The organism is Amycolatopsis sp. NPDC047767 (genome assembly GCF_040704195.1).
GTDB lineage: Bacteria > Actinomycetota > Actinomycetes > Mycobacteriales > Pseudonocardiaceae > Amycolatopsis.
This window is the reverse complement of sequence record NZ_JBEYSJ010000030.1, coordinates 70437-95266: the sequence shown is the minus strand read 5'-3', so window position 1 is coordinate 95266 and position 24830 is coordinate 70437. Positions and strand designations below refer to the sequence as shown.

The 24830-nt window shown below is 69.4% G+C and carries 25 protein-coding genes, 1 tRNA gene and 1 pseudogene; 13 read left to right on the top strand and 14 right to left on the bottom strand.

The features are described from left to right. Positions 1-4: 4 nt before the first annotated feature. Complete coding sequence (locus AB0878_RS37920) at positions 5-1927, bottom strand: LamG-like jellyroll fold domain-containing protein (RefSeq protein WP_366585699.1); 1923 nt, start codon at positions 1925-1927, stop codon at positions 5-7. A 732-nt stretch (positions 1928-2659) separates the two neighbouring features. Here AB0878_RS37920 and AB0878_RS37915 point away from each other — a divergent pair. From AB0878_RS37915 to AB0878_RS37890, 6 genes are all read left to right on the top strand, one after another. Next, positions 2660-3007: a DUF5134 domain-containing protein gene (locus AB0878_RS37915; protein ID WP_366585697.1), complete on the top strand. Its 348-nt coding sequence runs from the start codon at positions 2660-2662 to the stop codon at positions 3005-3007. An 88-nt stretch (positions 3008-3095) separates the two neighbouring features. Beyond that, a complete protein-coding gene (locus AB0878_RS37910; protein ID WP_366585695.1) occupies positions 3096-3488 on the top strand; it encodes a hypothetical protein in 393 nt (130 codons plus the stop codon). A 150-nt stretch (positions 3489-3638) separates the two neighbouring features. After that, entirely contained in the window at positions 3639-4049 is a 411-nt protein-coding gene (locus AB0878_RS37905; protein ID WP_360594053.1) for an Lsr2 family protein, read from the top strand. 466 nt (positions 4050-4515) lie between these two features. Next, positions 4516-4743 (top strand): hypothetical protein, encoded by a 228-nt coding sequence (locus AB0878_RS37900; protein ID WP_366585693.1) that lies wholly within the window; start codon positions 4516-4518, stop codon positions 4741-4743. Positions 4744-4753: 10 nt separating this feature from the next. Continuing rightward, positions 4754-5905 carry an SPFH domain-containing protein gene (locus AB0878_RS37895; RefSeq protein WP_366585691.1) on the top strand — a complete coding sequence of 384 codons (1152 nt, stop codon included), beginning with the start codon at positions 4754-4756 and terminating at the stop codon, positions 5903-5905. Between the two features lie 144 nt (positions 5906-6049). Continuing rightward, on the top strand, positions 6050-6448 hold the full coding sequence (locus AB0878_RS37890) for a TOBE domain-containing protein (RefSeq protein ID WP_366585689.1): 399 nt from the start codon (positions 6050-6052) through the stop codon (positions 6446-6448). Between the two features lie 38 nt (positions 6449-6486). Here AB0878_RS37890 and AB0878_RS37885 read toward each other — a convergent pair whose 3' ends face one another. Further along, positions 6487-7272, bottom strand: coding sequence for a sulfite exporter TauE/SafE family protein (locus AB0878_RS37885; protein WP_366585687.1), 786 nt, complete (start codon positions 7270-7272; stop codon positions 6487-6489). A 161-nt stretch (positions 7273-7433) separates the two neighbouring features. Here AB0878_RS37885 and AB0878_RS37880 point away from each other — a divergent pair, with 161 nt between their 5' ends. The 5 genes from AB0878_RS37880 to AB0878_RS37860 all read left to right on the top strand — a co-directional run bounded on the left by AB0878_RS37880 (position 7434) and on the right by AB0878_RS37860 (position 11376). Next, on the top strand, positions 7434-8399 hold the full coding sequence (locus AB0878_RS37880; protein ID WP_366585685.1) for an extracellular solute-binding protein: 966 nt from the start codon (positions 7434-7436) through the stop codon (positions 8397-8399). Continuing rightward, positions 8400-9230 carry an ABC transporter permease gene (locus AB0878_RS37875; RefSeq protein ID WP_366585683.1) on the top strand — a complete coding sequence of 277 codons (831 nt, stop codon included), beginning with the start codon at positions 8400-8402 and terminating at the stop codon, positions 9228-9230. Between the two features lie 3 nt (positions 9231-9233). Continuing rightward, positions 9234-10283: an ABC transporter ATP-binding protein gene (locus tag AB0878_RS37870; protein ID WP_366585681.1), complete on the top strand. Its 1050-nt coding sequence runs from the start codon at positions 9234-9236 to the stop codon at positions 10281-10283. Positions 10284-10410: 127 nt separating this feature from the next. Beyond that, positions 10411-10677: a hypothetical protein gene (locus AB0878_RS37865; protein WP_366585679.1), complete on the top strand. Its 267-nt coding sequence runs from the start codon at positions 10411-10413 to the stop codon at positions 10675-10677. 243 nt (positions 10678-10920) lie between these two features. Beyond that, complete coding sequence (locus AB0878_RS37860) at positions 10921-11376, top strand: hypothetical protein (RefSeq protein ID WP_366585677.1); 456 nt, start codon at positions 10921-10923, stop codon at positions 11374-11376. Between the two features lie 630 nt (positions 11377-12006). On the opposite strand, the gene AB0878_RS37855 is transcribed toward AB0878_RS37860, so the two are convergent. Both AB0878_RS37855 and AB0878_RS37850 read right to left on the bottom strand, forming a co-directional pair. Continuing rightward, a tRNA-Leu gene (locus AB0878_RS37855) sits at positions 12007-12080 on the bottom strand. 31 nt (positions 12081-12111) lie between these two features. Next, complete coding sequence (locus tag AB0878_RS37850; protein ID WP_366585675.1) at positions 12112-12723, bottom strand: TetR family transcriptional regulator; 612 nt, start codon at positions 12721-12723, stop codon at positions 12112-12114. Between the two features lie 50 nt (positions 12724-12773). Here AB0878_RS37850 and AB0878_RS37845 point away from each other — a divergent pair, with 50 nt between their 5' ends. Then, positions 12774-14498 (top strand): multicopper oxidase domain-containing protein, encoded by a 1725-nt coding sequence (locus AB0878_RS37845; protein ID WP_366585673.1) that lies wholly within the window; start codon positions 12774-12776, stop codon positions 14496-14498. A gap of 54 nt (positions 14499-14552) precedes the next feature. Here AB0878_RS37845 and AB0878_RS37840 read toward each other — a convergent pair whose 3' ends face one another. The 3 genes and pseudogenes from AB0878_RS37840 to AB0878_RS37830 all read right to left on the bottom strand — a co-directional run bounded on the left by AB0878_RS37840 (position 14553) and on the right by AB0878_RS37830 (position 17081). Next, complete coding sequence (locus tag AB0878_RS37840) at positions 14553-15878, bottom strand: NAD(P)/FAD-dependent oxidoreductase (protein WP_366585671.1); 1326 nt, start codon at positions 15876-15878, stop codon at positions 14553-14555. An 84-nt stretch (positions 15879-15962) separates the two neighbouring features. After that, positions 15963-16425, bottom strand: a pseudogene (locus tag AB0878_RS37835) (hypothetical protein). Further along, positions 16425-17081 (bottom strand): endonuclease V, encoded by a 657-nt coding sequence (locus tag AB0878_RS37830; protein WP_366585669.1) that lies wholly within the window; start codon positions 17079-17081, stop codon positions 16425-16427. The pseudogene AB0878_RS37835 and the gene AB0878_RS37830 overlap by 1 nt, the downstream one beginning before the upstream one ends. Positions 17082-17121: 40 nt before the next feature. Here AB0878_RS37830 and AB0878_RS37825 point away from each other — a divergent pair, with 40 nt between their 5' ends. After that, a complete protein-coding gene (locus AB0878_RS37825; RefSeq protein WP_366585667.1) occupies positions 17122-18606 on the top strand; it encodes a peptidase S10 in 1485 nt (494 codons plus the stop codon). Between the two features lie 19 nt (positions 18607-18625). On the opposite strand, the gene AB0878_RS37820 is transcribed toward AB0878_RS37825, so the two are convergent. From AB0878_RS37820 to AB0878_RS37790, 7 genes are all read right to left on the bottom strand, one after another. Further along, a complete protein-coding gene (locus AB0878_RS37820; RefSeq protein WP_366585665.1) occupies positions 18626-19120 on the bottom strand; it encodes an LLM class flavin-dependent oxidoreductase in 495 nt (164 codons plus the stop codon). Next, positions 19117-19440: an LLM class flavin-dependent oxidoreductase gene (locus AB0878_RS37815; protein WP_366585663.1), complete on the bottom strand. Its 324-nt coding sequence runs from the start codon at positions 19438-19440 to the stop codon at positions 19117-19119. Before AB0878_RS37815 ends, AB0878_RS37820 begins: the two co-directional genes overlap by 4 nt. 43 nt (positions 19441-19483) lie before the next feature. Beyond that, positions 19484-20416 (bottom strand): hypothetical protein, encoded by a 933-nt coding sequence (locus AB0878_RS37810; protein ID WP_366585661.1) that lies wholly within the window; start codon positions 20414-20416, stop codon positions 19484-19486. Positions 20417-20564: 148 nt separating this feature from the next. Next, positions 20565-20783 carry a hypothetical protein gene (locus tag AB0878_RS37805; RefSeq protein WP_366585659.1) on the bottom strand — a complete coding sequence of 73 codons (219 nt, stop codon included), beginning with the start codon at positions 20781-20783 and terminating at the stop codon, positions 20565-20567. A gap of 248 nt (positions 20784-21031) precedes the next feature. After that, positions 21032-22741 (bottom strand): S8 family serine peptidase, encoded by a 1710-nt coding sequence (locus AB0878_RS37800; protein WP_366585657.1) that lies wholly within the window; start codon positions 22739-22741, stop codon positions 21032-21034. 89 nt (positions 22742-22830) lie between these two features. After that, complete coding sequence (locus AB0878_RS37795) at positions 22831-23829, bottom strand: dipeptide ABC transporter ATP-binding protein (RefSeq protein ID WP_366585655.1); 999 nt, start codon at positions 23827-23829, stop codon at positions 22831-22833. Beyond that, positions 23822-24823, bottom strand: a complete 1002-nt coding sequence (locus AB0878_RS37790; protein WP_366585653.1) for an ABC transporter ATP-binding protein — start codon at positions 24821-24823, stop codon at positions 23822-23824. The genes AB0878_RS37795 and AB0878_RS37790 overlap by 8 nt, the downstream gene beginning before the upstream one ends. Positions 24824-24830: the final 7 nt, after the last annotated feature.

Genomic DNA, 24830 nt, shown 5'->3' with positions numbered 1-24830 from the left:
CGGATCAGTGGGTCATGAACTCGTCCAGGCGCAGCGCCCGGTTGACGATGCGGACGTCACCGATCCAGCCGTGGAACACGTTGTCGATCGCGCCGCCGTACTCGTGGCCGCCGAGCAGCCAGGTGAGGCCGAGCGAGGCGATGCCGACCGAGTCGGTGAACGGGTTGTCGGCCACCAGCGAGCTTTCGATGTACGCCTTGGTGTGGTGACCGTCGTTGACCACCGCGAGGTGCCACCACTGATCCTCGGGCATGCCGTGGCTCCAGTTGGTGGTCGGGTAGGTCTGGCTGAGCGGGTAGCAGTTGAACTGCAGTTCACGACCGTTGTTCGTGGTCATGAGCTGGGCCACCGGCTCCTTGGGGTCGGTGTTCTTGCCGTGCTTGCCCGCGTCGCCGGCCGCGCCGCGGCGGACCAGCACCGGCATGTTGCCGTTGTTGCCGCCGTCCCAGTCGCGCGGGATCTTCACGAACGTCTCGATCGTGTAGCCCTGCTTGAACGTCTCGGCGTTCAGCGCCGCCTTCGCCGCGGTGGTGAGGTACGCGCCGTGCAGCGGGTTCTTGCAGCCGACGAAGCGCAGGCTGGCGTGGCCCGGCTGGTCGGGGTGGTGGTCGTCGGACCAGGTCAGCGCACCGGGAACGGTGCCGGGCACCGAGGCCAGCGTGAGGTCGTTGCCGTTGCCGGACAGGTCCTTGACCTTCTGGGTCGTGGTGACCGGGCTGCCGGCGGCGGCGTGGTTGCCGTCGAAGCGCCAGTACGCGAGCGTGCCGGGCAGCAGGACCTTGTTGGCCCCGCGAGCCGCGCGCGTCTTCACCGGGATGAAGCCGGAGAAGCGCTGCTCGAAGTCGAACGGCATCGAGAACCGGTCGACGGCGGTGGTCAGCCGCGACTCCATGACCTCGAGGCGGTTGCGCTTCGCCGGGTCCTTCTCCAGGATCCACGGCGAGATCGTCTCGACGTCGATGGTGTTGCGCTCGAGGTCGAAGTGGTACAGGCGCAGCATGCCGCCACCGCTCATGTAGCGGTTCTGGTAGTTCGTGATGTGCAGGTGCACGTCGTTGCCGGCCGTGTTCTTCTTCGTGATGCGGCCCGAGGGCCAGTAGTGGCCGTTGAGCGTGAGGAAGATCTGGTCGTTGTCCTTGATCAGCGAGTTCCACACCGTCTGGCCGTAGTCGGTGATCTCGGCGTTGTTCTCGGGGTCGCCCGACTCGTACGGGTACACCTCGTCGCCGTAGGTCGGCGCGACGATCTCGTGGCAGGTCAGGATCACCGGCATCTTCGGATGCGCCTTGATGACCTGGTTCGCCCACGCGAACCCGGCGGCCGACGTACGCCAGTCCATGGCCAGCAGCAGCCAGTCACGCCCGGCCGCGTGGAACGTGTGCGCGGTGTTGTAGCCGCTCGCGTCCGAGCCGACGAACGACTTCTGGCCCTTGAAGCGCTGCGGGCCCATCGCCTGCAGGTACGGCGTGTTGCCGCGGGTGTCGTCCCCGGACACGTCGTGGTTGCCGGCGAGCACGCTGTAGGCGACGTTCGCCTTGTCGAGGATCTTGAACGTCTTGTCCACGGCCTGGAAAGACGTGACGTCGGCGTCCTGCGTGACGTCACCGAGGTGCGCCATGAACACGATGTTGTTGTTCGGCGTGCCGCTGTTCTCGATCACGTACCGGAACGAGGCTTCCTGCGGCTCCGGGTTGATGCTGTTCTGGCTGCCCCAGTAGAGGTACTGGGTGTCCGGCATCACGGCGACGGTGAACTGGAGGCTGTCGCCGTCCGGGTTCCATCTGCCGGTGCCTCTGTTGGCGGTGTTCGCGGTGTCGGCCTGGGCCGGTGCGACGCCGAGCGCACCCAGCGCCGTGGCGCCGACGCCGGCGAGTCCCGCGTTGCGCAGGAAGGACCGTCGGTTCGGGCCCACCTGGTTTTCGCGCATGGTCTACCCCATTCAGGTTTCCAGGGAGAATTCTTCAGCGCCCCGGACGCTATTCACGGCTGTTTGAGCCAACACGAACACCAGGTGGCCTGTTCACGTCGGCTCCCTTACGTCGCGCGCCCTTGAGACGCAGGTCACGGCTGGTGGGCCTGGCGGGCAACGGGTCTGCCCTTTCGTTTTCGACAATTCCTGTCTCGTCCGGGGGCATTTCCCGTCGGCTGTCACGAAGCGCGACTGTGCGTGGTCTACCGGGTACTCGTTTCGATCACCTCCGGTGGAAGGGGTCCCCCTCGTGCCGGCGTCCCTGTCCTGGCTGCTGACGGCCGCGTTCGCCGCGCTGGCGTGGGTGCCACTGGCGGAGCTCTGGCGTGGGGTTCCTGCTGCTCCGGCGGAGGTCACTGGGCGGCGCGAGTCTCCAGTGGATGTCCACGGTGGTCAGGCGTTGTCGTGTGGCGTGGGTTCATCGTTGCCCGCCAACACTGTGGGGCCGTCGTTGCCCGCCGACGCTGAGGGCTCGTCGTTGCCTGCCAACGCCAGCGGCTCGCCGTCGCCCGCCATCGCCGCGGACCCGCCGTTGCCCGCCAACGCCGGCGGCTCGCCGCTGCCCGCCAACGCCGGCGGCTCGCCGTTGCCCGCCAACGCCGGGGGCCGCCGTCGCCCGCCACCGCCGCGGACCCGCCGTTGCCCGCCAACGCCTCGTCGTCGCTCCGGCGGCCGACCCGCTCCGACTCTGTGGCCGAACTCGTCCTCTGCTCCGCGATGATCGCCATGACCTGTCCCGTCGGCGCCCCCATCCCCGCCGCCGGCTGGCAGGCCGTGCTTCTGCTCACTCTGGGCTGGTCCCTCACGACCCGCCGCCTCCACCACCTCGCCCCCATCACGACGATGCTGTTCATGCTCACCGCCATGCCACATCCCGCACACGACCACGGCCCGTGGCTCACCATGCCCACCATGGGCCATGGCTGGTGGACCCCCATCACCTTCGCCGCGGCCGCGTGGTTCCTCCTCGAAGCCGCCCACACGGTCCCCGGGCGTGGCGCACGAACCCAACCCACGCGTTGTCCCGCGCGGGCATGAGCCTCGGAATGGCTTGCGCGCTCGTCGCGTCCGGCTGAGACGGCGATCTCGGCGTAAACCTGTTCCTGTGCCCGTAATGTGAGCACTCGTGCTCTCCACAACTCGACGGCTGACCGCGCAGTGGACCGCCCAGTACGGCGAGGACGCCGCAGCAGACTGGGCCGCACACTGCACCGAGGAAGAATTCATCCGCGTCTGCGACGTGGCCGACTGGCTGATCTACCTCGGACCGCCCACTCCGTCCGGCGGAGGCATGATGGCCGCCAAAGCCCTCGCGATCGCTGCGGATTTCGTCCATGAAGGCACCCCGCGCCACCTCGCGCGCAAGAACCGGAAGAAGCTCGACCCGGCCCGCTACGCGGAACCCGATCACACAATGGACAGCTCCGCGGACCTCGAAGCGCAACGCCGGGCCGGCCAGTACCACGGCGTGACGGAGCAGTTCGAGACCTTTTGGTCACCTTCCGTCGACGTTTCCTGACCCGCGACACCGCCTCAACCGCACCGGGAGTTTCCCCGACAGTTTCGGTGCCTGCATTTCCCCGACCATTCGATGCTACGATCACAAACGATCGCCACATTCGTGCGCCTGGTCACGGTCAGCATGCACGCCAATTTCAAAGGAGCACTCATGGCCCAGAAGGTTCTCGTCGAAATGCTGGACGACATCGACGGCAGCCCGGCCACCCAGACAGTCCCCTTCGGACTCGACGGTGTCAGCTACGAGATCGACCTGTCCGACGACAACGCCGCCGCGCTGCGCGATGAGCTCGCGCGCTACATCGGTGCGGCCCGCAAGACCGGTGGCCGCAAGGTGCGCGTCGCCGCGGGGCAGCCGACGGCGGCCACCCCGGCCGACCGCGAGCGCTCGCGCACGATCCGCGCGTGGGCCAACGAAAACGGCTACCAGATCTCCGAGCGCGGCCGCATCCCGTCCGACGTCGTGAGCGCCTACGAGCAGGCCGAGCTCGAAGCCGCCAAGCCCTCGGCGCCGGCCCGCAAGCGCCCGGCGCGCAAGAAGGTCGCCGCCGCCAAGAAGTAGTACGGCGAGCGCGCTGACCGAGGTGCCGGCTCGTTGACAACGGACCCCCCGTTCGTCAACGAGCCGGCGCCAGTCGGTCCACAGTGGATCGCCACCCCCGCGACGGTTTCCGCCGAACCGGTACCGATCGCGTAAACAAGATCCGAACTCGCACAGTTCCACCTCAGCCCGGTCGATCAAGCGCGACGACGTTCCACCCACCGGAACCAGCCCCGCGCCACGCCATCGCCAGCTGCCCGAACGTGTCCGGCGTGCCCCTTCCGCCGACGTTTGCACAGCCCCCGATTCCCCCGCGCCCCGCGAATCGCAACAACTCCGACGCCGACGTGGCGCAGTTGTGCCCTGGTGGCGGGTGTGCCGCCGTGGGACACTTCACCGATCGTTCCCATGGTGCCGCACCGGTGCCGCCGGCTCTGGACCCAAGCAGGTGGGACACCACGCCCGAGTTGTCCGGAGGTGTCGGGTAATGCACGCCGATCGGTCGCCGCAGGGGCGGACCGGCGTGCTGCTCATCGGCACCCGCGGGCCGGAAGGCCCCGGTGAGGTCCTGGTCCGGATCCGCGGCGGCACCGAGACCTACCGGGCCTACTCCGAGGTGCCGCTCGCGAAGGGCACGACCGTGCTCGTCGTCGAATCCCTCCCCCATCGTGCCGTCGAGGTCATCGCCTGGACGGATCCCTTCACCAGCAGCTAGGAGAACGACGATGTTCGGTTATCGCGTGCCCGCACCCGACGAGGCGATGCTCATTTCCGGTGGCAAGAGCAGCGGCACGGGAGAGACGCCGTTCCGGGTGGTCACCGGGCACGGCGCGTTCGTCATGCCGTTCTTCCGGAAAGTGCGGTTCCTGACGCTCAGTATGTCCGAAGCCGAGGTGTCCGAAACCTGCGTGACCAAGCAGGCCATCGCGCTCAACGTCCGCGCGGTCATCGCGTTCAAGGTCGGCAACGACACCGAGAGCATCGTCAACGCCGGCCAGCGGTTCCTGTCCGACCAGCAGCAGATGTCGGTCCTGACCGGCCGTATCTTCGCCGGTCACCTGCGTTCGATCGTCGGCTCGATGACCGTGGAGGAGATCGTCACCGAGCGCCAGAAGCTCGCGACCGAGGTCCTCGACGGATCGGCCGCGGAAATGGCGAAAATCGGCCTGACCATCGATTCCCTGCAGATCCAGTCGATCGACGACATGAAACTCGGCTACATCGCCGCCATGGCCGCACCGCACAACGCCGCCATCCAGCGCGAGGCCCAGATCGCGCAAGCCCGCGCCGACCAGGCCGCGGCCGAGGCGGAGCAGGAATCGCAACGGCGGCAGGCGGAGTACGCGCGGCAGACCTCCGTCGTGCAGGCACAGTACAAGGCCGAAGTCGATAAAGCTCAGGCCGAAGCCGCTCAGGCCGGTCCGCTGGCCCAGGCCATGGCCCAACGCGAGGTGATCGACGCCAGGACCGAACTGGCGCAACGGGAAGCGCTGCTGCGCCAGCAACAACTGGTGGCCGAGGTCGTCAAACCCGCCGAGGCCCGCGCCGAACAGGTGCGCATCATGGCCCGCGCCGACGCCGAGGCCACGGAGGTCACGGCCGCCGCCGCCGCGTCCCACAACCGCGTCGCCCTCGACCGGCTCCTCATCGAGCAGCTGCCCCAGATCGTGAAGGAAGCCGCCGCGGGCCTCAGCGGCGCGAACGTCACCGTCCTCAATGGAGCCGACGGCCTCGGCCAGGTCGCGGCCGGCCTCGTCGGCCAGGGCCTGGCCATCCTCGATTCCGTGAAGAAGACCGTCACCGACTCCGGCACGCCCCAGCCGGCGCCGGACAACGGCCCCGCGGAACGCGACAACAACCACGCTGTCACGAGCTGACGCACGAGCACGCGTTCTGACAATTTTCGTGGCCTGGCCCCGATTCTCGAAGAGCCAGGCCGCGAAACGCCCCTCACGCCCAAGTCCGCGTCACCCGGCTCCGTGCCGAATGTCCACCGGCCGCCCCGCGTCTATGCTTCCCGGATGCCGCAGTACCGGATTTCCGAGGCAGCGAGGCTGCTGGGCGTGAGTGACGACACGATCCGGCGCCACATCGACGCCGGGGCGCTCACCGCGACCAAGGATCGGGGCAAGCGGTCCGTGATCGACGGTGGGGAGCTGGCGAAGTTCGCTCGCAGCCAGGGCGACTCCGCTCCCGACCCGACTGCCGTGGGGAGTTCGGCGCGCAACCGGCTGGTCGGGCTGGTCACCTCGATCGTCGCCGACAACGTCATGGCGCAAGTCGAGATCCAGTGCGGCCGGGACCGCGTGGTTTCCTTGATGAGCACCGAGGCGGTGCGGGAACTTCGCCTCGAGCCGGGTTCGGTGGCTGTCGCGGTGATCAAGGCGACCACCGTGGTCGTCGAAACTCCGAACACCTGATCGGCCAGGCACCGGACGGATTCCGGTCGCGCCAGGATTCAGCCGAGCGTGGCTTGGACGACGTAGAGCGCGCCGATGCCCAGGGCGAGGATGCCGAGCAGGAGGCGGAGGCCGGTTTCGGGGAGCCGGGGCTGCAAGCGGGTGCCGAGGTAGCCACCGAACAAGCCGCCGAGGCCGCAGGCGAGGCCGACAAACCAGTCGGGAGCGATGTCGCCGGTCGAGGTCATCGCGAGCAGCGCGAACGACGTGGCGCCGACGAGTGATGTGACGAAGGTGGAGGCGAGTGCGGCCGGGGCGGCGGTGGCGACGGGCACTCCGCGGCTGACGAGGATCGGGCTGAGGAGCGAGCCGCCACCGATCCCGTAGATCCCGCCCACGATGCCGACCACCAGGGCCAGCGCGACGGTCGCGCGCGGCGACGGCGGCGTATCGGCGTGGTGCTCGGCCGGACGCAGCGCGCGAACGCAAAGCGACAGGCCGAGGGGAACCAGGAAGGCCGCGACCAGGAGCCGGAACACGCCGGGGCCGGGCACCGCGAACACGCGGATGACGGCTCCGATCACGACGCCGGGAACGGTACCGGCCAGCAGCAGCCGGGTCAGCGGGCCGCGGAGGTGGACGTTGCGGCGGTGCCGGATGAGCGCGCCCGGGCCGGCGACGACGTTGAACAGCAGGTTCGTCGGGGTGACCGCCGGGCTCGGGACGCCCAGGACGCTGACCTGCACGGGCAGGAGGAAGACGGCGCCGGACACGCCGACGGGAGCGGTCACCGTCGAGATGATCAAGCCCGCGACGAACGCGAGCACCTCCGTCGACCAGCTCACTGCCGTCCTTCCCGTCCTTGCGTGCGTCCTGATTGTGAGGTGTGGACTGTTCGGCGCTGTCGTCCGGACCTCACGGTCGGTAGCCTTGCTCACTCTGCGACGCGGCAGGAGGGCGCACGATGCGACGTGGCTTCGGACTCAGGTTCCTGGCAATCGGTGCGGTGGCCGCTGTGGCAGCGGCGTGCGGGTCGCCGCCGCCGGCACCGTCGGCTCCGGCGGGTGGTTCCGCCGTGCCGGTCACCGGCACGTTGATCGTGAACGGGGCGGGCACGTTGGCCAAGCCGTTCACGGCCATGATCGCGGCGTTCAAGGCGGAGAACCCGGGTGTGACGGTGCAGTCGCGCTTCGCCGGGAGCGTCGAGGTGGTGCGGGGCATCACCGAGCTGCACAACCCGGTCGACGTGCTGGGTGTGGCGGACTACTCGCTGATCCCGTCGAAGATGTACGGCACGCAGTTCGCGAACTGGTACGTCGGGTTCGCCTCGAACCGCATCACCTTCGCCTACACCGACCAGAGCAAAGGTGCCGCCGGCCTGACGGCGGACAACTGGTTCCAGGTGCTGGCGCAGCCGGGGGTCCGGATTGGACGGTCCAATCCGGACACAGATCCGTCGGGGTACCAGACGTTGCAGATGCTCGCGCTGGCGCAGAACCATTACCACCAGCCGAATCTGTCGGCCGCGGTGCTGGCGAACTCCCCGCCCGAGACGATGGTCGGCACCGAAACGCAGCTGCTGCCGGCGGTTTCCACCGGGCAGATCGACTACCTCGGGATCTACCGGTCCGACGCGTTGCAGCACCACTTGCGGTTCCTGGACTTGCCCAGCCAGATCGACCTGTCCGACCCGGCGCAAGCCGCGGCGTACGCGACGGTCAGCGTGCCGACGTCCTCAGGGCCACGGACGGGCAAGCCGATCGTGTACGCGCTGACCGTGCCGACCAACGCGCCCAACGCGACGGCGGGCCTGAGGTTCGTCGAGTTCGTCCTCTCGCCGGCGGGTCAGAAGATCATGTCCGACAACGGGTTCACCGTGGTCAACCCGGCGGTCGCCGGGGTCGCCGACGGCGCGCAAGTGCCCGCGTCGGTGCGGCCGCAGACGGTGCCGGCCACGCTGCCCGGGGGCTGAATGAACGAGACGGTCGGCCGCGCGGCGCCGCGGCGGGTGCACGGGTTGTTCTCGGCAGGGCTGTGGGTCGCGAGCGGGCTGCTGCTGGGGTTCATCCTGCTGCCCGTACTCGGCCTCGTCACTGCCACCTCGCCCGGAAGTCTCCGGGACGCCGCGGCCGACGACGAGATCCTCGACGCGCTGGTGCTGAGCGTTCAGGACGCCGCGATCACCGCCGTGGTCGCGACGGTGCTGGGTGTCCCGCTCGCCTACCTGCTGGCCCGGCGGCGGTTCCCTGGACACGCGCTGGTGCAGGCGATCGTGGACCTGCCGCTGGCGGTTCCGCACACGGTCGCCGGGATCGCCCTGCTGTTCGTGTTCGGCCGCACGGGCTGGCTCGGCGCCCCGTCGCAGGCCATCGGATTGTCGTTCTACGGCACGCAAGCCGGGATCATCGTGGCGATGCTGTTCGTCAGCGCGCCGTTCGCCGTCAACAGCGCGCGGGTCGCGTTCGAAGCCCTTGACCCGAACGTGGAACGTGCCGCCCGAAGCCTCGGCGCCTCGCCGGGCCAGACGTTCCGGCGGGTCAGCCTTCCGCTGGCCTGGCGCGGAGTCCTGACCGGCGCGGTGCTCGTGTACGCCCGCTCGATCAGCGAGTTCGGCGCCGTCGTCATCCTCGCCTACTACCCGGCCACCGCCCCGGTGGCGATCTACAACCTGTTCCTGTCCTCGGGGCTCGCCGAATCCGCGTCGGCGGCGGTGCTGCTCCTGCTCGTCGCCCTGGCCACGTTCCTCGTGCTGCGCACGCTCGCCTCCGGGTGGCTCGTCGGCAGCACCCGGCCCCGGCGGTGACGCGTGCTCACCGTCACCGACCTGCTCACCCGAGCGGGCTCTTTCCAGCTCGGGCCGCTGGACCTCACCGTGCCCGCCGGCCGCGTCCTGGTCGTGCTCGGCCCCTCGGGCGCGGGCAAGAGCATGCTGCTCGACACCATCGCCGGCTTCCGCACGCCGGGGCGCGGGCGGGTGCGCGTCGACGGCCAGGACATCACCGGCCTGCCCGCCGACCTTCGCCGGATCGGCGTGGTCTTCCAGGACGCCGCCCTGTTTCCCCATCTGTCCGTTCGCGACAACGTCGGCTTCGCCCCCGCGTTGCGCGGGCACCGGCGCACCCCGGAAGTGGGGGAACTGCTCGCGCGGTTCGGCATCGCCCACCTCGCCCGCCGCGCGCCCCGCTCACTCAGCGGCGGGGAACGGCAACGGGTCGCGCTGGCCCGCGCCCTCGCCGCCCGCCCGGCCGCCCTCCTGCTGGACGAACCGCTCTCGGCACTCGACCAGCCCGTCCGGGAGGAGCTGCGCGAGGTACTGCGCGCGACGCTGCGCGACCTGGCCGTGCCCGCCATCCACGTCACGCACGACCGCGACGAAGCACTCCGCCTCGCCGACGACCTGGCCATCCTCGACGCCGGCACCCTCCGCCAGACCGGCCCCACAGCCGACCTGACCCGCCACCCCACCGACGCGGTCACCGCGCGCCTGCTCGGCTGGACCGCCCTCGGCCCCGCACGCCACGACACCAACGGCCTGCACGTCGGCGACCTGCCGATCAACCCCACGGACCCCGGCAACGGCGCGACGCGGGGGACGGTGTACTACCGGCCGGAAGAAGTCGTCCTCGGCAGCCCACGCCCGCGTTCATCCCCGGCGCTGCGAGCACGGGCCCGCGTCCTCGAGGTGGTCCGGACCATTCCGCTCGCCCGGGTCCTGGTCGCCACCACCCCGCCGCTCACCGCGCTCGTGCTGCACCGCGACCTCGACGAGCTCAACGGCGAAGTGGAAGTCACCGTGCCCCACCACGCGCTGCGCATCATCGGACCCGCAACACCTTCGCCCCCGAGGGGGGCTTGATCTTGATTACGCCCCTGGCCGCGTCTCTGACCTGGGCCGGGTCGATTTTCGGTCCACATCGGCGACTGCCGAGTGTCGTCGAGCATTGTTGGCGCTCACCAGCCACGACGGCGGGTACGGTCGATGCGTGATCGCTGGTGAGCAGCCGGACTTGGACGAGATCGAGGCGCATTTCGTCGCGCTTCTTGACGGGCGAATGAGCCGTGACGCTGTCGACCGGTGGGCTGGTCGGTGGCTGACTGATGACGGGCCCTCGTGGGATGAGCTGAGCCTGTGGGCCTTGCAACTTCTCTTCGGAATCGATCTGCGTCATGGGCCTGGCGAGGATTACCTGCATGACGACAGCCAGGTGCGGGACTGGCTTGTCGAGCTAAGGAGTCGACGTGCCCGGTGACTTGCGGCTTTCGCGGGCAGCAGTCCGGCACTGTGAGGCAGGACTGTGCGGTACGGGCCCAGAGATTCGAATCCCTGACGTTCTGGTCTGGTTCCTACCTCTGCCGCTGTGCGCCAACCGTTGTCGACTTCTGGCATTGATTTCTGGCAGTTGACTGGCAATCCAGCGACTCACCGGTCACCTACTCAGTGAGGGCCTAGGAAATCGAGTGAAGATCAACGACGTCCCTGGAAGGCTGGGGGCATGGAGTCTCCCGACGATCAAGAACTGACCGCCGCTCAGGACGCCGACTCCCCAGACTGGTCCGTCCGCGCATCGGCCGGTCGGCGGCTCGCGGCATCGGACAAGATCGACGGAATCACGGACGTCCTCCACAGTCTCCTCTTGGATCTCCGAGACTCCGCGGTCACCCAGGAGACCGCGGAGGCCCTGCTCACACGCAAGGACACGGCTGGCCTGCGCTGCGTGCTGCTGGGGAGCAGCCGAGCCGTCGAGTTCTCGACCAGAGATGAGCTCGTGGCCGCTCTGGACTGCAACCCGGAGCGGATGACGACCGCAGGCGCGGATCGGCTGATCCAGCAACTGCACGAGCTCGCTGCCGATGACGACGACGGGGTCCGCGACGAGGCCCCCAGGATCCTCTCGCGTCTGCGGCCGCGCAACCAATGGGCACGCGACTCGGACAACGACCAGCTCTGATCCGACACGACAGCACAGCCAAGTCCTCATCGGCTGGTCCATCACTGCCGGGGCTAGTTGTACTGATCATGCCAGCACGCACCCAGTTCCGAGATTAACTACAAGCAGGGCCTCTTCGTCCATGCCGCCGACTGGCGCCAGCCCGATCGAGCCTGTCAACGGCGCACCGGCTTGCCTGCCGCCGGCATACCTCGGGACTGCGCCCTTGACAGGCTTGATAGCCCGCGGGAGGTCGGGATGGACGACAGGCACACACGGACGCAACTGGCGTGCTCGGCTCGACCATCCTGGAGACCTGCCCGTCCGGCGAGGACATCTCTTGATCAATAGACCTGTTGACGGCCCCGCCGGCGGATGGTCGCTTGCCCGCGGGTTAAACACGGTGCTCAGCCGCCCCGGAGGGGCCGCCTTGACGACGCGAAGCTCAGCTCACGCCAGATCGCCGACCAGCTCGGGCACGCCCGGCCATCGATCACCCAGGACGTCTACATGGGCCGCACGGTCGTCTCTCGTGACAACGCGATCGCGATGGAAAGCATGTGGATCGACGGGGCTCAGCCAATTCCCGGGATAAACCGGGGGTTGATCTTGACGAAGAGCCAGGGGAAACGCCCTGACCTGCGCCGGCAGTGCCCCCGACGGGGTTCGAACCCGCACTGGGTCGATTTTAAGTCGACTGCCTCTGCCAGTTGGGCTACGGGGGCACCGACACCTTAGCGGGGCCGCCGCGGGACGTCAGATGTGCGGCGTGTGATCCGCCACAGCGGATGCCGGCGCGAGCTCCGAGGCGCCGACCGGGCCGAGCGCGTCCATCAGCAGGTCCAGGTACCGCCGCCAGCCCTCCGAGGCGCCCGCGGGGAATGACGGCAACGTGCCCAGCAGCATCAGCACCAGGCGCGGGACGTCGTCGGGCACGAGGTCCGGGCGGAACGCCCCCGAGGCCTGCCCGGCGGTCACCAGGGCGGCCACCGGCGAGAAGAAGCGCCAGGCCAGGTCCATCGTCAGCGCGCCCACGTTGTTGGCCGCGGCGAACAGCGGTTGCTCGGCGGCCGCCAGACCGACGGCGGCCTCCAGTGCGACGTAAACGCCCTCCCGCGGATCGTCGAGGGAGGCGGCTCGGGACAGCACGGGCGCGATCGCCTCGTCGAACCGCGCCTCCAGCACCGCGCGCACCAGGTCCTGCTTGTGGGGGAATCGCCGGTACAGCGTCGCGACGCCGACGCCGGCCGCCGCGGCGATCTCCTCCATCGGCACGGTGACGCCGCCGGCGGTGAAGACCGAGTAGGCGGCGTCGACGATGCGGCGGGCGTTGCGGGCGGCGTCAGCACGCAGCGGCTGCGGGGGCATGCCCTACACTACCAACTGATAGCTCACTATCACTTGGACAGGAACCTCCCATGGCAGAAGGCATTTCCCGTCGACGGCTGTTCAAAGCCACCGCGGCCACCGCGGCCACCGCCGCGATCCCGGCCAGACCGCGAACCGACGTGGACCTCCGCACCTTCCCCTCGCCCGACCTCGCGCCCTACGTCGACGAGCTCCCGATCCCGCAGACGATCCGCGGCGACCAGCGCCTCGCCATGGCCGAGTCCACCCACCGTTTCCACCGCGACCTCGCCCCCGCGCCCACCTGGTCCTACGGCGGCGCCGAGTACCTCGGCCCCACCATCGAGGCCCGCGCGAACCAGCGCCTCGAGCTGACCTTCGACAACAACCTGGGCAAGCACCTCTTCGCCGCAGACGTCGACCCCACGCTCGACGGCGCGTCCGAAGAAAACCGCACCAGGCCCCACACTTCGGTCCACCTGCACGGCGCCGTCACGCCGCCCGAGATGGACGGCCACCCCATGGACGTCTTCCACCCCGGCGAAAGCCGCACCTACCGCCACGAAAACCGCCAGCCCGCCGCCGGTCTCTGGTACCACGACCACGGCATGGGCCTCACGCGCCTGAACGTCCACGCGGGACTCGCCGGCATGTACCTCCTGCGCGACGAAGGCGACACCGGCGACCGCACCAACGCGTGGCGGCTGCCCAGCGGCGAGTTCGAGCTCCCGCTGATCCTGGCCGACCGCCGCTTCCACGCCGACGGCTCGCTCAACTACCGCACCCTCACCCTCGTGCCGCAGGGCCACTGGGACGGCGGCCAGATCGGCGATCGCATGACCGTCAACGGCAAGGTCTCGCCGTACGCGGCGGTCGCCCGCGGCCAGTACCGGTTCCGGGTGCTCAACGCGTCGAACTTCCGCGCGTACCACCTGTTCTTCCGCGACCGGCGCCCGTTCCACGTGATCGGCAACGACGCCGGCCTGCTCGACGCCCCCGTCGTCACCACCGACATCCGCCTCACGCCCGGCGAGCGCGCCGACCTCGTGGTCGACTTCTCGGACCTCGAAAAGGGCGAGCACGTCGACCTGATCAACGACCAGACCGAAGCCGCGCTCATCGCCCTCGTCACCGGCGCGCAGCCGCTGCCCGACGTCGTGCGGTTCACCAGCACGGGCGCGAAAGGTCACCAGCAAGCACTGCCGACTCGCTTGCGTGTCACGAAAAAGCCGTCGGCGCCCGATCGCCGCCGCGTCGTCACGCTCACCCAGGACCTCAAGCTCACGCGCTGGCCGCCGATCGGCATGTCGCTCAACAACCTGTGCTTCGAGGACGACCCGATCGCGATGCCGCGCCAGGGCACCACGGAGCTGTGGGAGGTCGTGAACCTCACCATCGAGGACCACCCCGTGCACCTGCACCTGGTGAACCTGCACCTGCTCAACCGCCAGATGTTCGACCCGGTCGCCTACTCACTGGCGAACCCGCGCCCGCCCCTGCACACGGAATGGGCGCCGCCGCCGGACGACTTCCTCATCGGCCCGCCGCAGCCGCCCGCGCCGTGGGAAGCGGGGCCGAAGGACACCGTGAACTGTCCGCAGAACACCGTCACGCGCTTCCTCGTGCACTTCCCGACGGCCGACGAGCTCGGCTTCGACCCGGACGCGACGTTCACCCCGGCCGCCACAGCGATGCCCGGCATGAACATGGACCTGCAGGGCTACGTCTGGCACTGCCACATCCTCGACCACGAGGACGACTGCATGATGGCCCGCTACCGCCTGGTCGAGCCGTAAAACGACCGAAGCCGGACCTCCCGTCGAGGAGGTCCGGCTTCGGCGTGGGAACACTCAGCCCTTCGAAACCCGGGCGAACTCTTCCTTCGGATTGTTGATCTGCCCGAGCGAGATCACCTCACGGCGGAACAGGCCGCCGAGCATCCAGTCGAACAGGATGCGGGTCTTGCGGTTCCACGTCGGCATCGCCTTGAGGTGGTACGCGCGGTGGAAGAGCCAGGCTGGGAAGCCCTTGATCTTCAGGTTCAGCGCGTCGGCGACACCCTTGTGCAGGCCGAGGCTGGCGACCGCACCGAGGTTCTTGTGGAAGTAGTCCTTCGGCTGGCCGCCGCGCAGGACCTTGATGATGTTCTTGGCCAGCAGCGTGGCCTGGCGCACGGCGTGCTGCGCGTTGGGCGGGCACGTCGCCGTCGGGTCCTGCTCGGTGCGCGAGAGGTCGGGGATGGCGGCGTTGTCGCCCGCCGTCCACACCTCGGGGTGGCCGACGACCTGCATCGCGGCGGTGGCCTCGACGCGGCCGCGCTTGTCGAGCGGCAGGTCGGAGTCGGCGAGCACCGGATTGGCCTTCACACCGGCCGTCCAGATGAGCGTGTCGGTGTCGAACTCGGTTCCGTCCGACAGCACGACGTGACCGTTTTCGAACGACTTCGCCGCCGTCGACAGGTAGACCTCGATGCCGCGCTTCTCCAGCTGCTGCACCGTGTACACGCCGAGCGTCTCGCGCACCTCGGGCAGGATCCGCCCGGCGGCCTCGACGAGCACCCAGCGGATGTCGGCGGGCTTGATGTTCGGGTAGTAGTTCTCCACCGCGAACCGGGTCATGTCCTCGAGCTCGGCCAGCGCCTCGATGCCGGCGAAGCCGCCGCCGACGACCGTGAAGGTCAGCAGGCGCTTGCGCAGCTCGGGGTCGAGGGTGCTGGCCGCCTCGTCGAGCTTGGTCATGATGTGGTTGCGCAGGTAGATGGCCTCGCCGATGGTCTTGAAGGCGATGCCCTGCTCCGCCAGGCCCGGGATCGGGAGGATGCGGGCGACGGCGCCGAGCGCGACCACGAGCACGTCGTAGTTCAGCGTCTCGATGTGGCCGTCGGCGGCCTCGACCGTGACGGCCTTGCGCTCGTTCTCGATCTTCGTCACGCGCGCGGTGAGCACGTGGCAGCGCTTGAGCACGCGGCGCAGCGGCACCACCACGTGACGGGGTTCGATCGCGCCGGCCGCCGCCTCGGGCAGGAACGGCGCGTAGGTCATGTGCGGCTGAGGGTCAACGACGGTCACGGAGGCCTCGTTGGCGCGCAGCATCTTCTGGAGCCCGTACGCGGTGTACAGGCCGACGTATCCACCACCGAGGATCAGGATCCGAGTCGGTTCCGACTTAACAGCCATGACTCCATAGTCGCACTTGCCGAGCCGTATCGCTCGGGTACCCCGCCCCGCTGTGACCAGCATCGCCATGCAGGCGGTAACGATTCAGAAGAGGCCTGCGGCCCTGGCCGCGGAGGCGAACACGTCACACACCATCGCGTGAGTCACACGGCCCGTCTGGACATTACGGGGTGACACGTGGTAACAGCCGTGCAGCTGTAGGTCACCAAGCCCGACGACGGTCCCGTGGCCGAACGCCGGCTTCAGCGACGGCACCGGCCACCCCATGTCGGCGAGCCAGTGGCGGCAGGTGTCGCGCTCGGACGGCGTCGGCTTGTTCTCGGGTGGCGCGCAGCGGACGGGCGAGACAAGACGGGTGACGCGGAGGGTGAGCCCGCACGGCCAGCGCGGCGTTCGCCGGCCCGAAGCCGCGCACGGGCTTGGCCCAGTACTCGTCGTCGAGGTAGGCGGCGCGTTTCGTGGCCGCCACTTTCTCGCGCCACGCCACCAGCCGCGGGCACGCGCGGCACTCGATGACCGCGGCGTCGAGCTCCGCGAGGGTGTCCATCAGCGGCCGGCCAGGGCCGCGCGGCAGAGGTGGTCGGCGGCGCGCGTCGTCTCGGGCAGGCGGTAGCGCGGGCTCAACGCGAGCGTGAGCCGGACGGCGTGGTCGAGGTTGATCAGGTGTCCCGCGGAGACGTACACCGGCTTCACGCCGGGCCGCGTGCGCACGACGGCGCCGACCTGCTCGTCGCCGTCCAGCAGCGGGGCGGTGTCGCCGGGTTGCGGGCCGGGCTCCGCGTGCGTGCCGACGAGCCGGGTCTTGCCGACGCCGAACGCCGGGGTCCCCGTGAGCACCCCGAGGTGGCACGCGAGCCCGAAGCGCCGCGGGTGGGCGAGGCCGTGGCCGTCGCAGGCGAACACCTCGGGCGGGTGGGTGAGCGCGGCGACGGCGTCGAGCAGCGGCGGCAGCTCGCGGAAGGCGAACAGGCCAGGCTCGTACGGGAAGGTGACCTCGCCGGTCACCACGCGTTCCTCGACCACGCGCAGGTCGTCGAGGGCGAGCGTGACCGCGGCGGCGGCGATGCGCGTGCCGGCGGGGTCGTAGGCGACGTCGAGGCCGGTCACCGTCGCCGGCGCCGGGCGGGCGTCGGTGAGGTCCACGCGGCCGCGGAGCGCGTCCTGGGCCTCACGGGCTTCGGGAATCGTGGCGGGCCAGCGCATTCCGTCAGCTTTCCACAGCGAGGTTGGCTAAGTTGGGTCCATGTCGGACACCACCGAAGAGACCCCTGAAAAGCCGGCCACCGCGGAGAAGCCGCCGGAGCCCGTCGACGACCTCGTGACCACGCACCACACGCTCACGGTCAAACGCCGCAAACTGGCCTACACCGCGCAGGCCGGTCGCGTGGTGCTGCGCCAGGAGGTGCAGAAGGACGGGAAGTCGGAGGGCCACAAGCCCAAGGCCGAGGTCTTCCTCACCGCGTACACGCTCGACGACGCCGACCCGGGCACGCGCCCGGTCACGTTCGCGTTCAACGGCGGCCCCGGCTCGTCCAGCATCTGGCTGCACATGGGCCTGCTGGGCCCGCGGCGGGTGCTCTCGGGTGACGTCGACGACCTGGTGCCGCCGCCATACGGGCTCGAGGACAACACCGAGACGCTCCTCCAGCACAGCGACCTGGTGTTCATCGACCCGGTCTCCACGGGCTACTCGCGCGTGACCGAGGGCGGCGAGTCGAAGGACTACACCGGGTTCCAGGGCGACATCGAGTCGGTCGCCGAGATCATCCGCCTGTGGGTCTCGCGCAACGAGCGCTGGCTGTCGCCGAAGTTCCTGGCCGGCGAGTCGTACGGCACGCTGCGCGCGGCCGCGCTGGCCGGGCACCTGCAGGACCGCTACGGCCTGTACCTCAACGGGCTGCTGCTCATCTCGTCCGTGCTCGACATGGGCACGCTGCGCTTCCAAGACGGCAACGACCTGCCGTACTCGCTCTACGTGCCCACCTACGCGGCCATCGCGCACTACCACGGCTTCCACGGCGAGCGGCCCCTCGACGACGTGCTCGCCGACGCCGAGGACTTCGCGTCGAAGGAACTGCCGTGGGCCCTGGCTCGTGGTGCGCGGCTGTCCACTCAGGACCGGGCGGAGGCCGTGGCCACGCTGGCTTCACTGACGGGGCTTTCGGAGTCCTATGTGGACCGGGTCAACCTGCGCATCGAGCACGTCCGCTTCTTCACGGAGCTGCTGCGCGACCGCGGCCTGCTCGTCGGCCGCATGGACGGCCGCTTCACCACGTGGGAGGTCGACGGCGGCCGCGAGCACATGAGCGACGACGCGTCCATCTCGCGCATCATCGGCGCCTACTCGGCGGGCTTCAACCACTACATCCGCGCCGAGCTCGGGTACCAGAACGACCTGCCGTACGAGATCCTGTCCGGCGATGTCTTCAAGGCGTGGTCGTACAAGGACTTCGAGGGCCGGTTCGTGTCCGTTGTGGACTCCGTGAGCGCCGCCATGCGCGCGAACCCGCACCTGAAGGTCCACGTCGCGTTCGGTCACTACGACGGCGCCACGGCGTACTTCGCGTCCGAGCACGTGCTCGCCCACCTGCAGATCCCGGACGAACTGCGCGAGAACATCGAGACGGCGTACTACCCGGCCGGGCACATGATGTACGTGCACGAACCGACGCGGATCCAGCAGTCGAAGGATCTGGGGAAGTTCGTGAAGTCGGCTTCGAACCGGTGATTGTTTCGGGCGTTTCGGTCTAGAGGACGAGGTCGGCCAGCCGGTCGACCTCGTCCGGATCCGCCACGGTCGGCGTGAACGTGAGCTCGTTCAGCCCCGCCGCTTCGAAGTCCCGCACGATGGCCCTGATCTTCTCCGGCGTCCGCACCGCTCCGTCGGCGATCGTGTCGGCGTGATCTCCGGCGTACGCGTAGTAGGAGCGCAGGTACTCGTCGCCGCTCTCGGGCTGCGACGTCGAGAAATACGCCAACCCCAGCAACCGCGGTTCGCCTCCGCGGCCGGCTTCCGCCCACGCTTGCCGGATCTCCTTCACCGTCGGCTCCGCTCGCGCCGGCCCACCACCGGCGCCCGTCCAGCCGGCCGCGTGCTCGACCGTCCGCCGCACCGCGCGTTTACTGTGCCCACCGATCAGGATCGGTATCCCCGGCGGCTCCGGCACCACGGCCCTGCTCTCGCCCGGGAAATCCCCTTCGGCCACCGCTTCACCGCGCCACGCCCGCTTCAGGTAGCTCAACTGGCGATCGAACGCCGCGCCCCCACGCCGAGCCCGAGCGTCAGCCGCCCTTCCGCCAACGAAGCCACGGTCCCGGCCACCTTCGCCAGCACCGCGTCCGGATACGTCGGCCCCAGCACCGCGTTGGTGACCAGCCCGATGGTGCTCGTCGCCCCCGCCACACCCGCCAGCGCCGTCAACGAGTCCAGCGACGGATACGCCACCCGCCCGATCGTCGACACGAACCCAAACCCACGCCGCTCCGCCCGGCGCGCCCACTCGAGCACCACCGGCCCACTCGTGCCGGGCACCGTGTTGGGAATTCCGATACCGATCCGCATGCCGCCAGTGTGCAACCCCCGGCCGCCCGCCGCAGCGCTCGGCTCAGGGCACGAAAGCCGCGCCGACGCTCTGGTTGTTGGCCTCGATCAGGAACGAGTTGTGCGCCGCGTTGGCGGTAACCCTGGTGTACACCACGAAATCGCGCGAACACGCCGCGACGATCGGGGCGTTCGTCACCCAGGTGTTGATCTTGAAGTGGTGGACGGTGTTCGTCACGGTCACCCCGGCGAGGGGACCGTTGGTGGTGGTGTTGCAGACGTTGCCGTTCGCGTCGAGCTGGTTCACCACGAGCTGCGTGCCGACCAGCGAGTTCGCGCCGTCCATGCGCGCGCCGGCCGAACGTTGGCAGAGCCCGTTGTCCGCGTTGTAGCAGACGGTGATGTTCACGTCCCCGATCGCCTGCACGGCCGTCGCCCCGGCGGGCGCGGTGAATGAGACGGAGTTCGCGGTCGCTGAGGAGTTCACCAGCACCTTGCCGTTGAACGTCTGCTTCACCGCGGCAATGGGCCCATCGACGTCCTGCAGGTACGACGACGCCAGCACCGAGATGTGGCCACTGACGTTCGCCGCGTGGTTCACGAACTGCGCATACACCGCGCACGTCAGCGCACTGTCCACCGGCGCCGTCACGAACCCGCGGGTGAGCAACGTCGTCGCGGTGTTCGCGAGCACGTTCTGCCCGCTCACCAGCTGCGCCGCGTTCACCGTCTGCCCCGGCCGCCGGCAGTACACGAGGTGCGACACCTCCGTGACCTGCGCGGCGCCGGTGACGTTCAGCTTGCTGCTGACGTACCGCGTCTCCCCGGCCGGCACCGTGACCACCGCCCCGAGCGCCCGCGTGTGCTTCCCCGCGGCCGGCGTGCCCGACGGATCACTCGCGTAGCCCCCGGGCGCGGAGATCGGCACGGTGGTCGCGGCGTTCGCCGCCCCGGCCCCGGCCATCAGCCCCGCCACGACCATCCCGACCACGGCCACCTTGGCCCACCCACCACAACGCACAGCCCCCACCCCCCAGGCGCGGCACTCGACGCGCCGGCTCCATCGTTGGGTGCGCCGGTTTGTGGTGTCAATGCCCCTACTGCCGATTCACCGCTGGGGACGCTCGAATCACTCCGGCTGCAGTTCAGAGGCGGTACGGGTAGAGGTGCACCTCCGCGGCCGCAACCCGAACCCTCTGCCCGACCCGAGGCACCGGCCCGGAAAACTCCACCAGCACCACGTCGCCGCCGACCCGCAGGGTGACGACGTCATCGACAGCCAGCACCTCTCCGGTCAGCGATGCCTGGGCATCCTCGCGAAGACCGCCCTCGAGCGCGAACCCGAGCCCGGAACGACTTCCCACTCCGATACCTCAGCCGGCAAGTCGAGCTCGACGTGCACCTCCCCGAGCACCGCCGGCCCTGATCCTTTCCAGAAACCCGAAGCACTACCGGCCGCCGACCTGAACCGCACCAAGCCTCGCGCCGCGTCCACGACTCGGACGATCTCGACTTTCACCGGCCCATTCTCACCGCAATATCCCGGCAAACAGAACGGCCCCGCGCCAAGGCAGAAAACCTCGACACGGGGCCGTCAACCCACCAAGACCGACTACTTCACGTACTTCGCCCCGCGCGTCACAGCCGCGTAAGCATCCACCGCGCCATGACCGTAAAACCCGTTGAACGCAGCATTCCCGTTGCAAGTAGCCGTGAACGACTCGTCCCGGCCCTCGTCCAGGTAGTCCACCGTCCGTGGCACCGGGCAGGCGATCGGCGAAGCCGTTCCCTCCAACACCCGCTGAACGGCGTCCGGGTCCATCCCGAAACCGGAACCCGACTTCTTCCCGTACTCCGAAACGATCAGCGCCGCCACGCCCGCGGCGTGCGGCGTGGCCATCGAAGTCCCCTGCAGCCACTGGTAGTACCCGACCCGGCCGTCACGGGCGACGGCCTTCTGCACGCCCGCGGCAACCCCGGCCGGAGTCACGTTCCCGGCCGCGTCGACGTTCCCCTCGGCCACGGCCACGTTGCGCGGATAGGCTGACAGGATCTCGTTCTCCACCTTCTGGAACCAAGGCGTCCCGAAGCCGTCCCGGTAATACCCGCCCGGCGCGGAAACCGAGATCTGCTCGGTCCCGTAATTGGAGTAGTCCGCCTTCGCCTGCGACGGACCGAAAGCGGCGACACCGATCGTGTGCGGGCCTTCCGTGGGCATCGACAGGCAGGACGCGTTGTCGATCTGCCGCGGGTGCGCCGCCGTGCTCGGGTAGTCCGGGCTCGTGGCGTCCGGCAGGGGCGCGCCGAGGTCCGTGTGCTCGTTGCCCAGCGCGACGACCATCGAAACGCCCTTGCGGTGCGCGTAGTTCAGCGCGCGCGTGGTGGCCTCGATGACGGTGCGCTGCTCGGCCTGCTCCTCGGCGGAGTCGGCCGGGTTGGCGCGGCAGTTGTAGAGCCACGGGTCGGTGTAGAAGCTCATGTTGACCACGTCGATGCCCGCGTCGCCGGCGTAGGTCAGCGCGTCGACGGTCGGCTGCAGGAAGAAGAAGCCCGAGTCCTGGCCGGCGCGGATGTTCACCAGCGAGACGCCCGGGGCGACGCCCGAGACGCCGAAGCCGTTCACCGCCGCGCCGATCGTGCCGGCGACGTGGGTGCCGTGGCCGTTGTCGTCGTGGTCCGCGGGGTCGACGCAACCGCGGTACTCACACGGGCCGTCCACCACGGCGCCGTTGACGTCCGCCACGATGTCGCGCGTGAAGTTCCGCGAGTCGGCGCGGTCGAAGTTCGGCGCGATGTCCGGGTGACTCGCGTCGACGCCGGTGTCGATGATGCCGACCTTCACGCGCTTGTCGCCGGGCTGCTTGGTGCGCGCGAGGTCCGACCGGGTGGACTTCAGGCCCCAGAGCTGGTCGTCCAGCGGGTCTGTACCGGAAGCGCCGCGCTTGGCACCCGAAGAACCCGAAGAACCCGAAGCCCGGCCCTCCTTCTCGACCGCGTCGTGCTTCGCCTTCTTGCCGTCGCGCGGCGCCGACCCGATCGCCTTCGACCGGGCCGCGCCGAACACCGCGCTGCTGGACGACACCCGCGCCACGAAGCCCGAAGCCGGCGCCGAAGCCGTGATCAGGCCGACGGCGTCGTTGCGGGCCACCACCGTCCCGCCGGCGGCCTCGACCGCGGCCACGGCGGCGCCGACGTCCGAACGCGCCAGCACCGTAAACTCCGTGACCGGGCCGGACACCCCTGCCGACGCGACCGGCACGAAAGCAGTCGCACCGAGCAGGGGTACCGCCAACACGGCGAGAAGCAGTCTGGGTCTCTTCACGGGTCCTCCTCCAACGCGAAAACCGACAATGCAACGTACATACCGGACACACGTTGCAGCAATCGCCAAGCGGAGGAACCCGACTAAAGTCAGGGCACCACGGACCGGGCTTCCGCGAAGTGGCACGCCGAGAGGTGACCGTCGGTGCGCGGCGACAGCTCGGGGTCCTCGGTGGCGCAGATGTCCTGCGCCTTCCAGCACCGCGTGCGGAACCGACAGCCCGACGGCGGGTCGAGCGGGCTCGGCGGGTCACCTTCGAGCCGGATGATCTGCCGCTGCCCGCGCACCTCCGGGTCGGCCACGGGCACAGCCGAGAGCAGCGCCTGCGTGTACGGGTGCGAGGGCCGCTCGTAGATCTCGTCCTCGGTGCCGATCTCCACGATCTTGCCCAGGTACATCACGGCCACGCGCGTCGCGAGGTGGCGCACCACGGACAGGTCGTGGGCGATGAACACGTACGACAGCCCGAACTCCGTCTGCAGGTCGCCGAGCAGGTTCATCACCTGCGCCTGGATGGAGACGTCCAAAGCGGACACCGGCTCGTCGCAGATGATCACCTTCGGCCGCAGCGCGAGCGCCCGCGCGATGCCGATGCGCTGGCGCTGCCCGCCCGAGAACTGGTGCGGGTAGCGGTTGAGGTGCTCGGGGTTGAGCCCCACCACCTCCAGCAGCTCACGCACCTTCTGCGCGCGCGAACCCTTCGGCGCCACCTCGGTGTGGATCTCGAACGGCTCGCCGACGATGTCGCCGACGGTCATCCGCGGGTTCAGCGACGTGTACGGGTCCTGCAGCACGATCTGGATCTCGCGCCGCAGCCGGCGCAGCTCGCCGCCGCGCAGCTTGAAGATGTCGCGGCCCTCGAACGTCGCCCCGCCCGCGGTCGGCTCCTCCAGGCGCATCAGCACCTGCGCGAGCGTCGACTTGCCGCAGCCCGACTCGCCCACCACGCCGAGCGTCTCGCCCGGCGCCAGGTCGAACGAGACACCGTCGACGGCCTTGACGTGCCCGATGGTGCGCTTGAACAGCACGCCCTGGCGCACCGGGAAGTGCTTCACCAGCTCCTGCACCCTGAGAATCGGCTCAGCCACGGCTTCCCACCACCTCTTCGGCGAAGTGACACGCACTGACCCGGCCGAAACCGAGGCTGTGCAACGACGGCCGTTCCTCCGAACAGCGTTGCTCCGCCCGCTTGCACCGCGGGTGGAACGGACAACCCGAAGGGATGTCGAGCAGGCTCGGCGGCAGGCCCTTGATGGTCTCCAGCGTCTGCCCCTTGAGGTCCAGCCGCGGCAGCGAGTCCATCAGCGCCGCCGTGTACGGGTGGCCCGGCGACTTGAACAGCTCGTGCACGTCGGCCTGCTCCACGATCCGGCCCGCGTACATCACGGCGATCCGGTCGGCGACCTCCGCGACCACACCCAGGTCGTGGGTGATGAGGACGAGCCCCATCTGCCGTTCACGCTGGATCTCGCCGAGCAGGTCCATGATCTGGGCCTGCACGGTCACGTCGAGTGCCGTGGTCGGCTCGTCCGCGATCAGCAGCACGGGGTCGAGCGCCAGCGACATCGCGATCATCGCGCGCTGGCGCATGCCGCCCGAGAACTGGTGCGGGTAGTCCTTCACCCGCCGCGCGGCGGCCGGGATGCGCACCAGGTCCAGCAGCTCGATCGCGCGCTTGCGGGCGTCCTGTTTGGACATCCCCTGGCGCACGCGCAGCTGCTCCTCGATCTGGAACCCGACGGTGAACACGGGGTTCAGGGCCGAGAGCGCGTCCTGGAAGATCATCGCGATCTCGGTGCCGCGCAGCTCGCGCCGCCGTTCGGGCGTGGCCGTGAGCAGGTCCTCGCCGCGGTAGCGGATCGAACCTCCGGTGATCACCCCCGGCGGCATGTCGAGGATGCCCATGATGGTCTGCGCGGTCACGCTCTTGCCGGAGCCGGATTCACCCAGTACGGCAAGGGTTTCGCCGGCGTGCACGGAGTAGCTCACACCGTTGAGCACGTTGGCGACGCCGTCGGCCGTGCGGAACTCCACCTGGAGGTCTTCGACCTCGAGCAGCAGCTCGTTCGTTGGTTCGGACATCGGCGGG

What these genes read in the sequence shown, in the direction of transcription:
- AB0878_RS37790 (WP_366585653.1), bottom strand. Translation starts at nt 24,823, where the DNA reads ATGTCCGAACCAACGAACGAGCTGCTGCTCGAGGTCGAAGACCTCCAG.
- AB0878_RS37920 (WP_366585699.1), bottom strand. Translation starts at nt 1,927, where the DNA reads ATGCGCGAAAACCAGGTGGGCCCGAACCGACGGTCCTTCCTGCGCAAC.
- AB0878_RS37890 (WP_366585689.1), top strand. Translation starts at nt 6,050, where the DNA reads ATGCCGCAGTACCGGATTTCCGAGGCAGCGAGGCTGCTGGGCGTGAGT.
- AB0878_RS37905 (WP_360594053.1), top strand. Translation starts at nt 3,639, where the DNA reads ATGGCCCAGAAGGTTCTCGTCGAAATGCTGGACGACATCGACGGCAGC.
- AB0878_RS37895 (WP_366585691.1), top strand. Translation starts at nt 4,754, where the DNA reads ATGTTCGGTTATCGCGTGCCCGCACCCGACGAGGCGATGCTCATTTCC.
- AB0878_RS37900 (WP_366585693.1), top strand. Translation starts at nt 4,516, where the DNA reads ATGCACGCCGATCGGTCGCCGCAGGGGCGGACCGGCGTGCTGCTCATC.
- AB0878_RS37860 (WP_366585677.1), top strand. Translation starts at nt 10,921, where the DNA reads ATGGAGTCTCCCGACGATCAAGAACTGACCGCCGCTCAGGACGCCGAC.
- AB0878_RS37845 (WP_366585673.1), top strand. Translation starts at nt 12,774, where the DNA reads ATGGCAGAAGGCATTTCCCGTCGACGGCTGTTCAAAGCCACCGCGGCC.
- AB0878_RS37815 (WP_366585663.1), bottom strand. Translation starts at nt 19,440, where the DNA reads ATGCGGATCGGTATCGGAATTCCCAACACGGTGCCCGGCACGAGTGGG.
- AB0878_RS37825 (WP_366585667.1), top strand. Translation starts at nt 17,122, where the DNA reads ATGTCGGACACCACCGAAGAGACCCCTGAAAAGCCGGCCACCGCGGAG.
- AB0878_RS37850 (WP_366585675.1), bottom strand. Translation starts at nt 12,723, where the DNA reads ATGCCCCCGCAGCCGCTGCGTGCTGACGCCGCCCGCAACGCCCGCCGC.
- AB0878_RS37875 (WP_366585683.1), top strand. Translation starts at nt 8,400, where the DNA reads ATGAACGAGACGGTCGGCCGCGCGGCGCCGCGGCGGGTGCACGGGTTG.
- AB0878_RS37840 (WP_366585671.1), bottom strand. Translation starts at nt 15,878, where the DNA reads ATGGCTGTTAAGTCGGAACCGACTCGGATCCTGATCCTCGGTGGTGGA.
- AB0878_RS37830 (WP_366585669.1), bottom strand. Translation starts at nt 17,081, where the DNA reads ATGCGCTGGCCCGCCACGATTCCCGAAGCCCGTGAGGCCCAGGACGCG.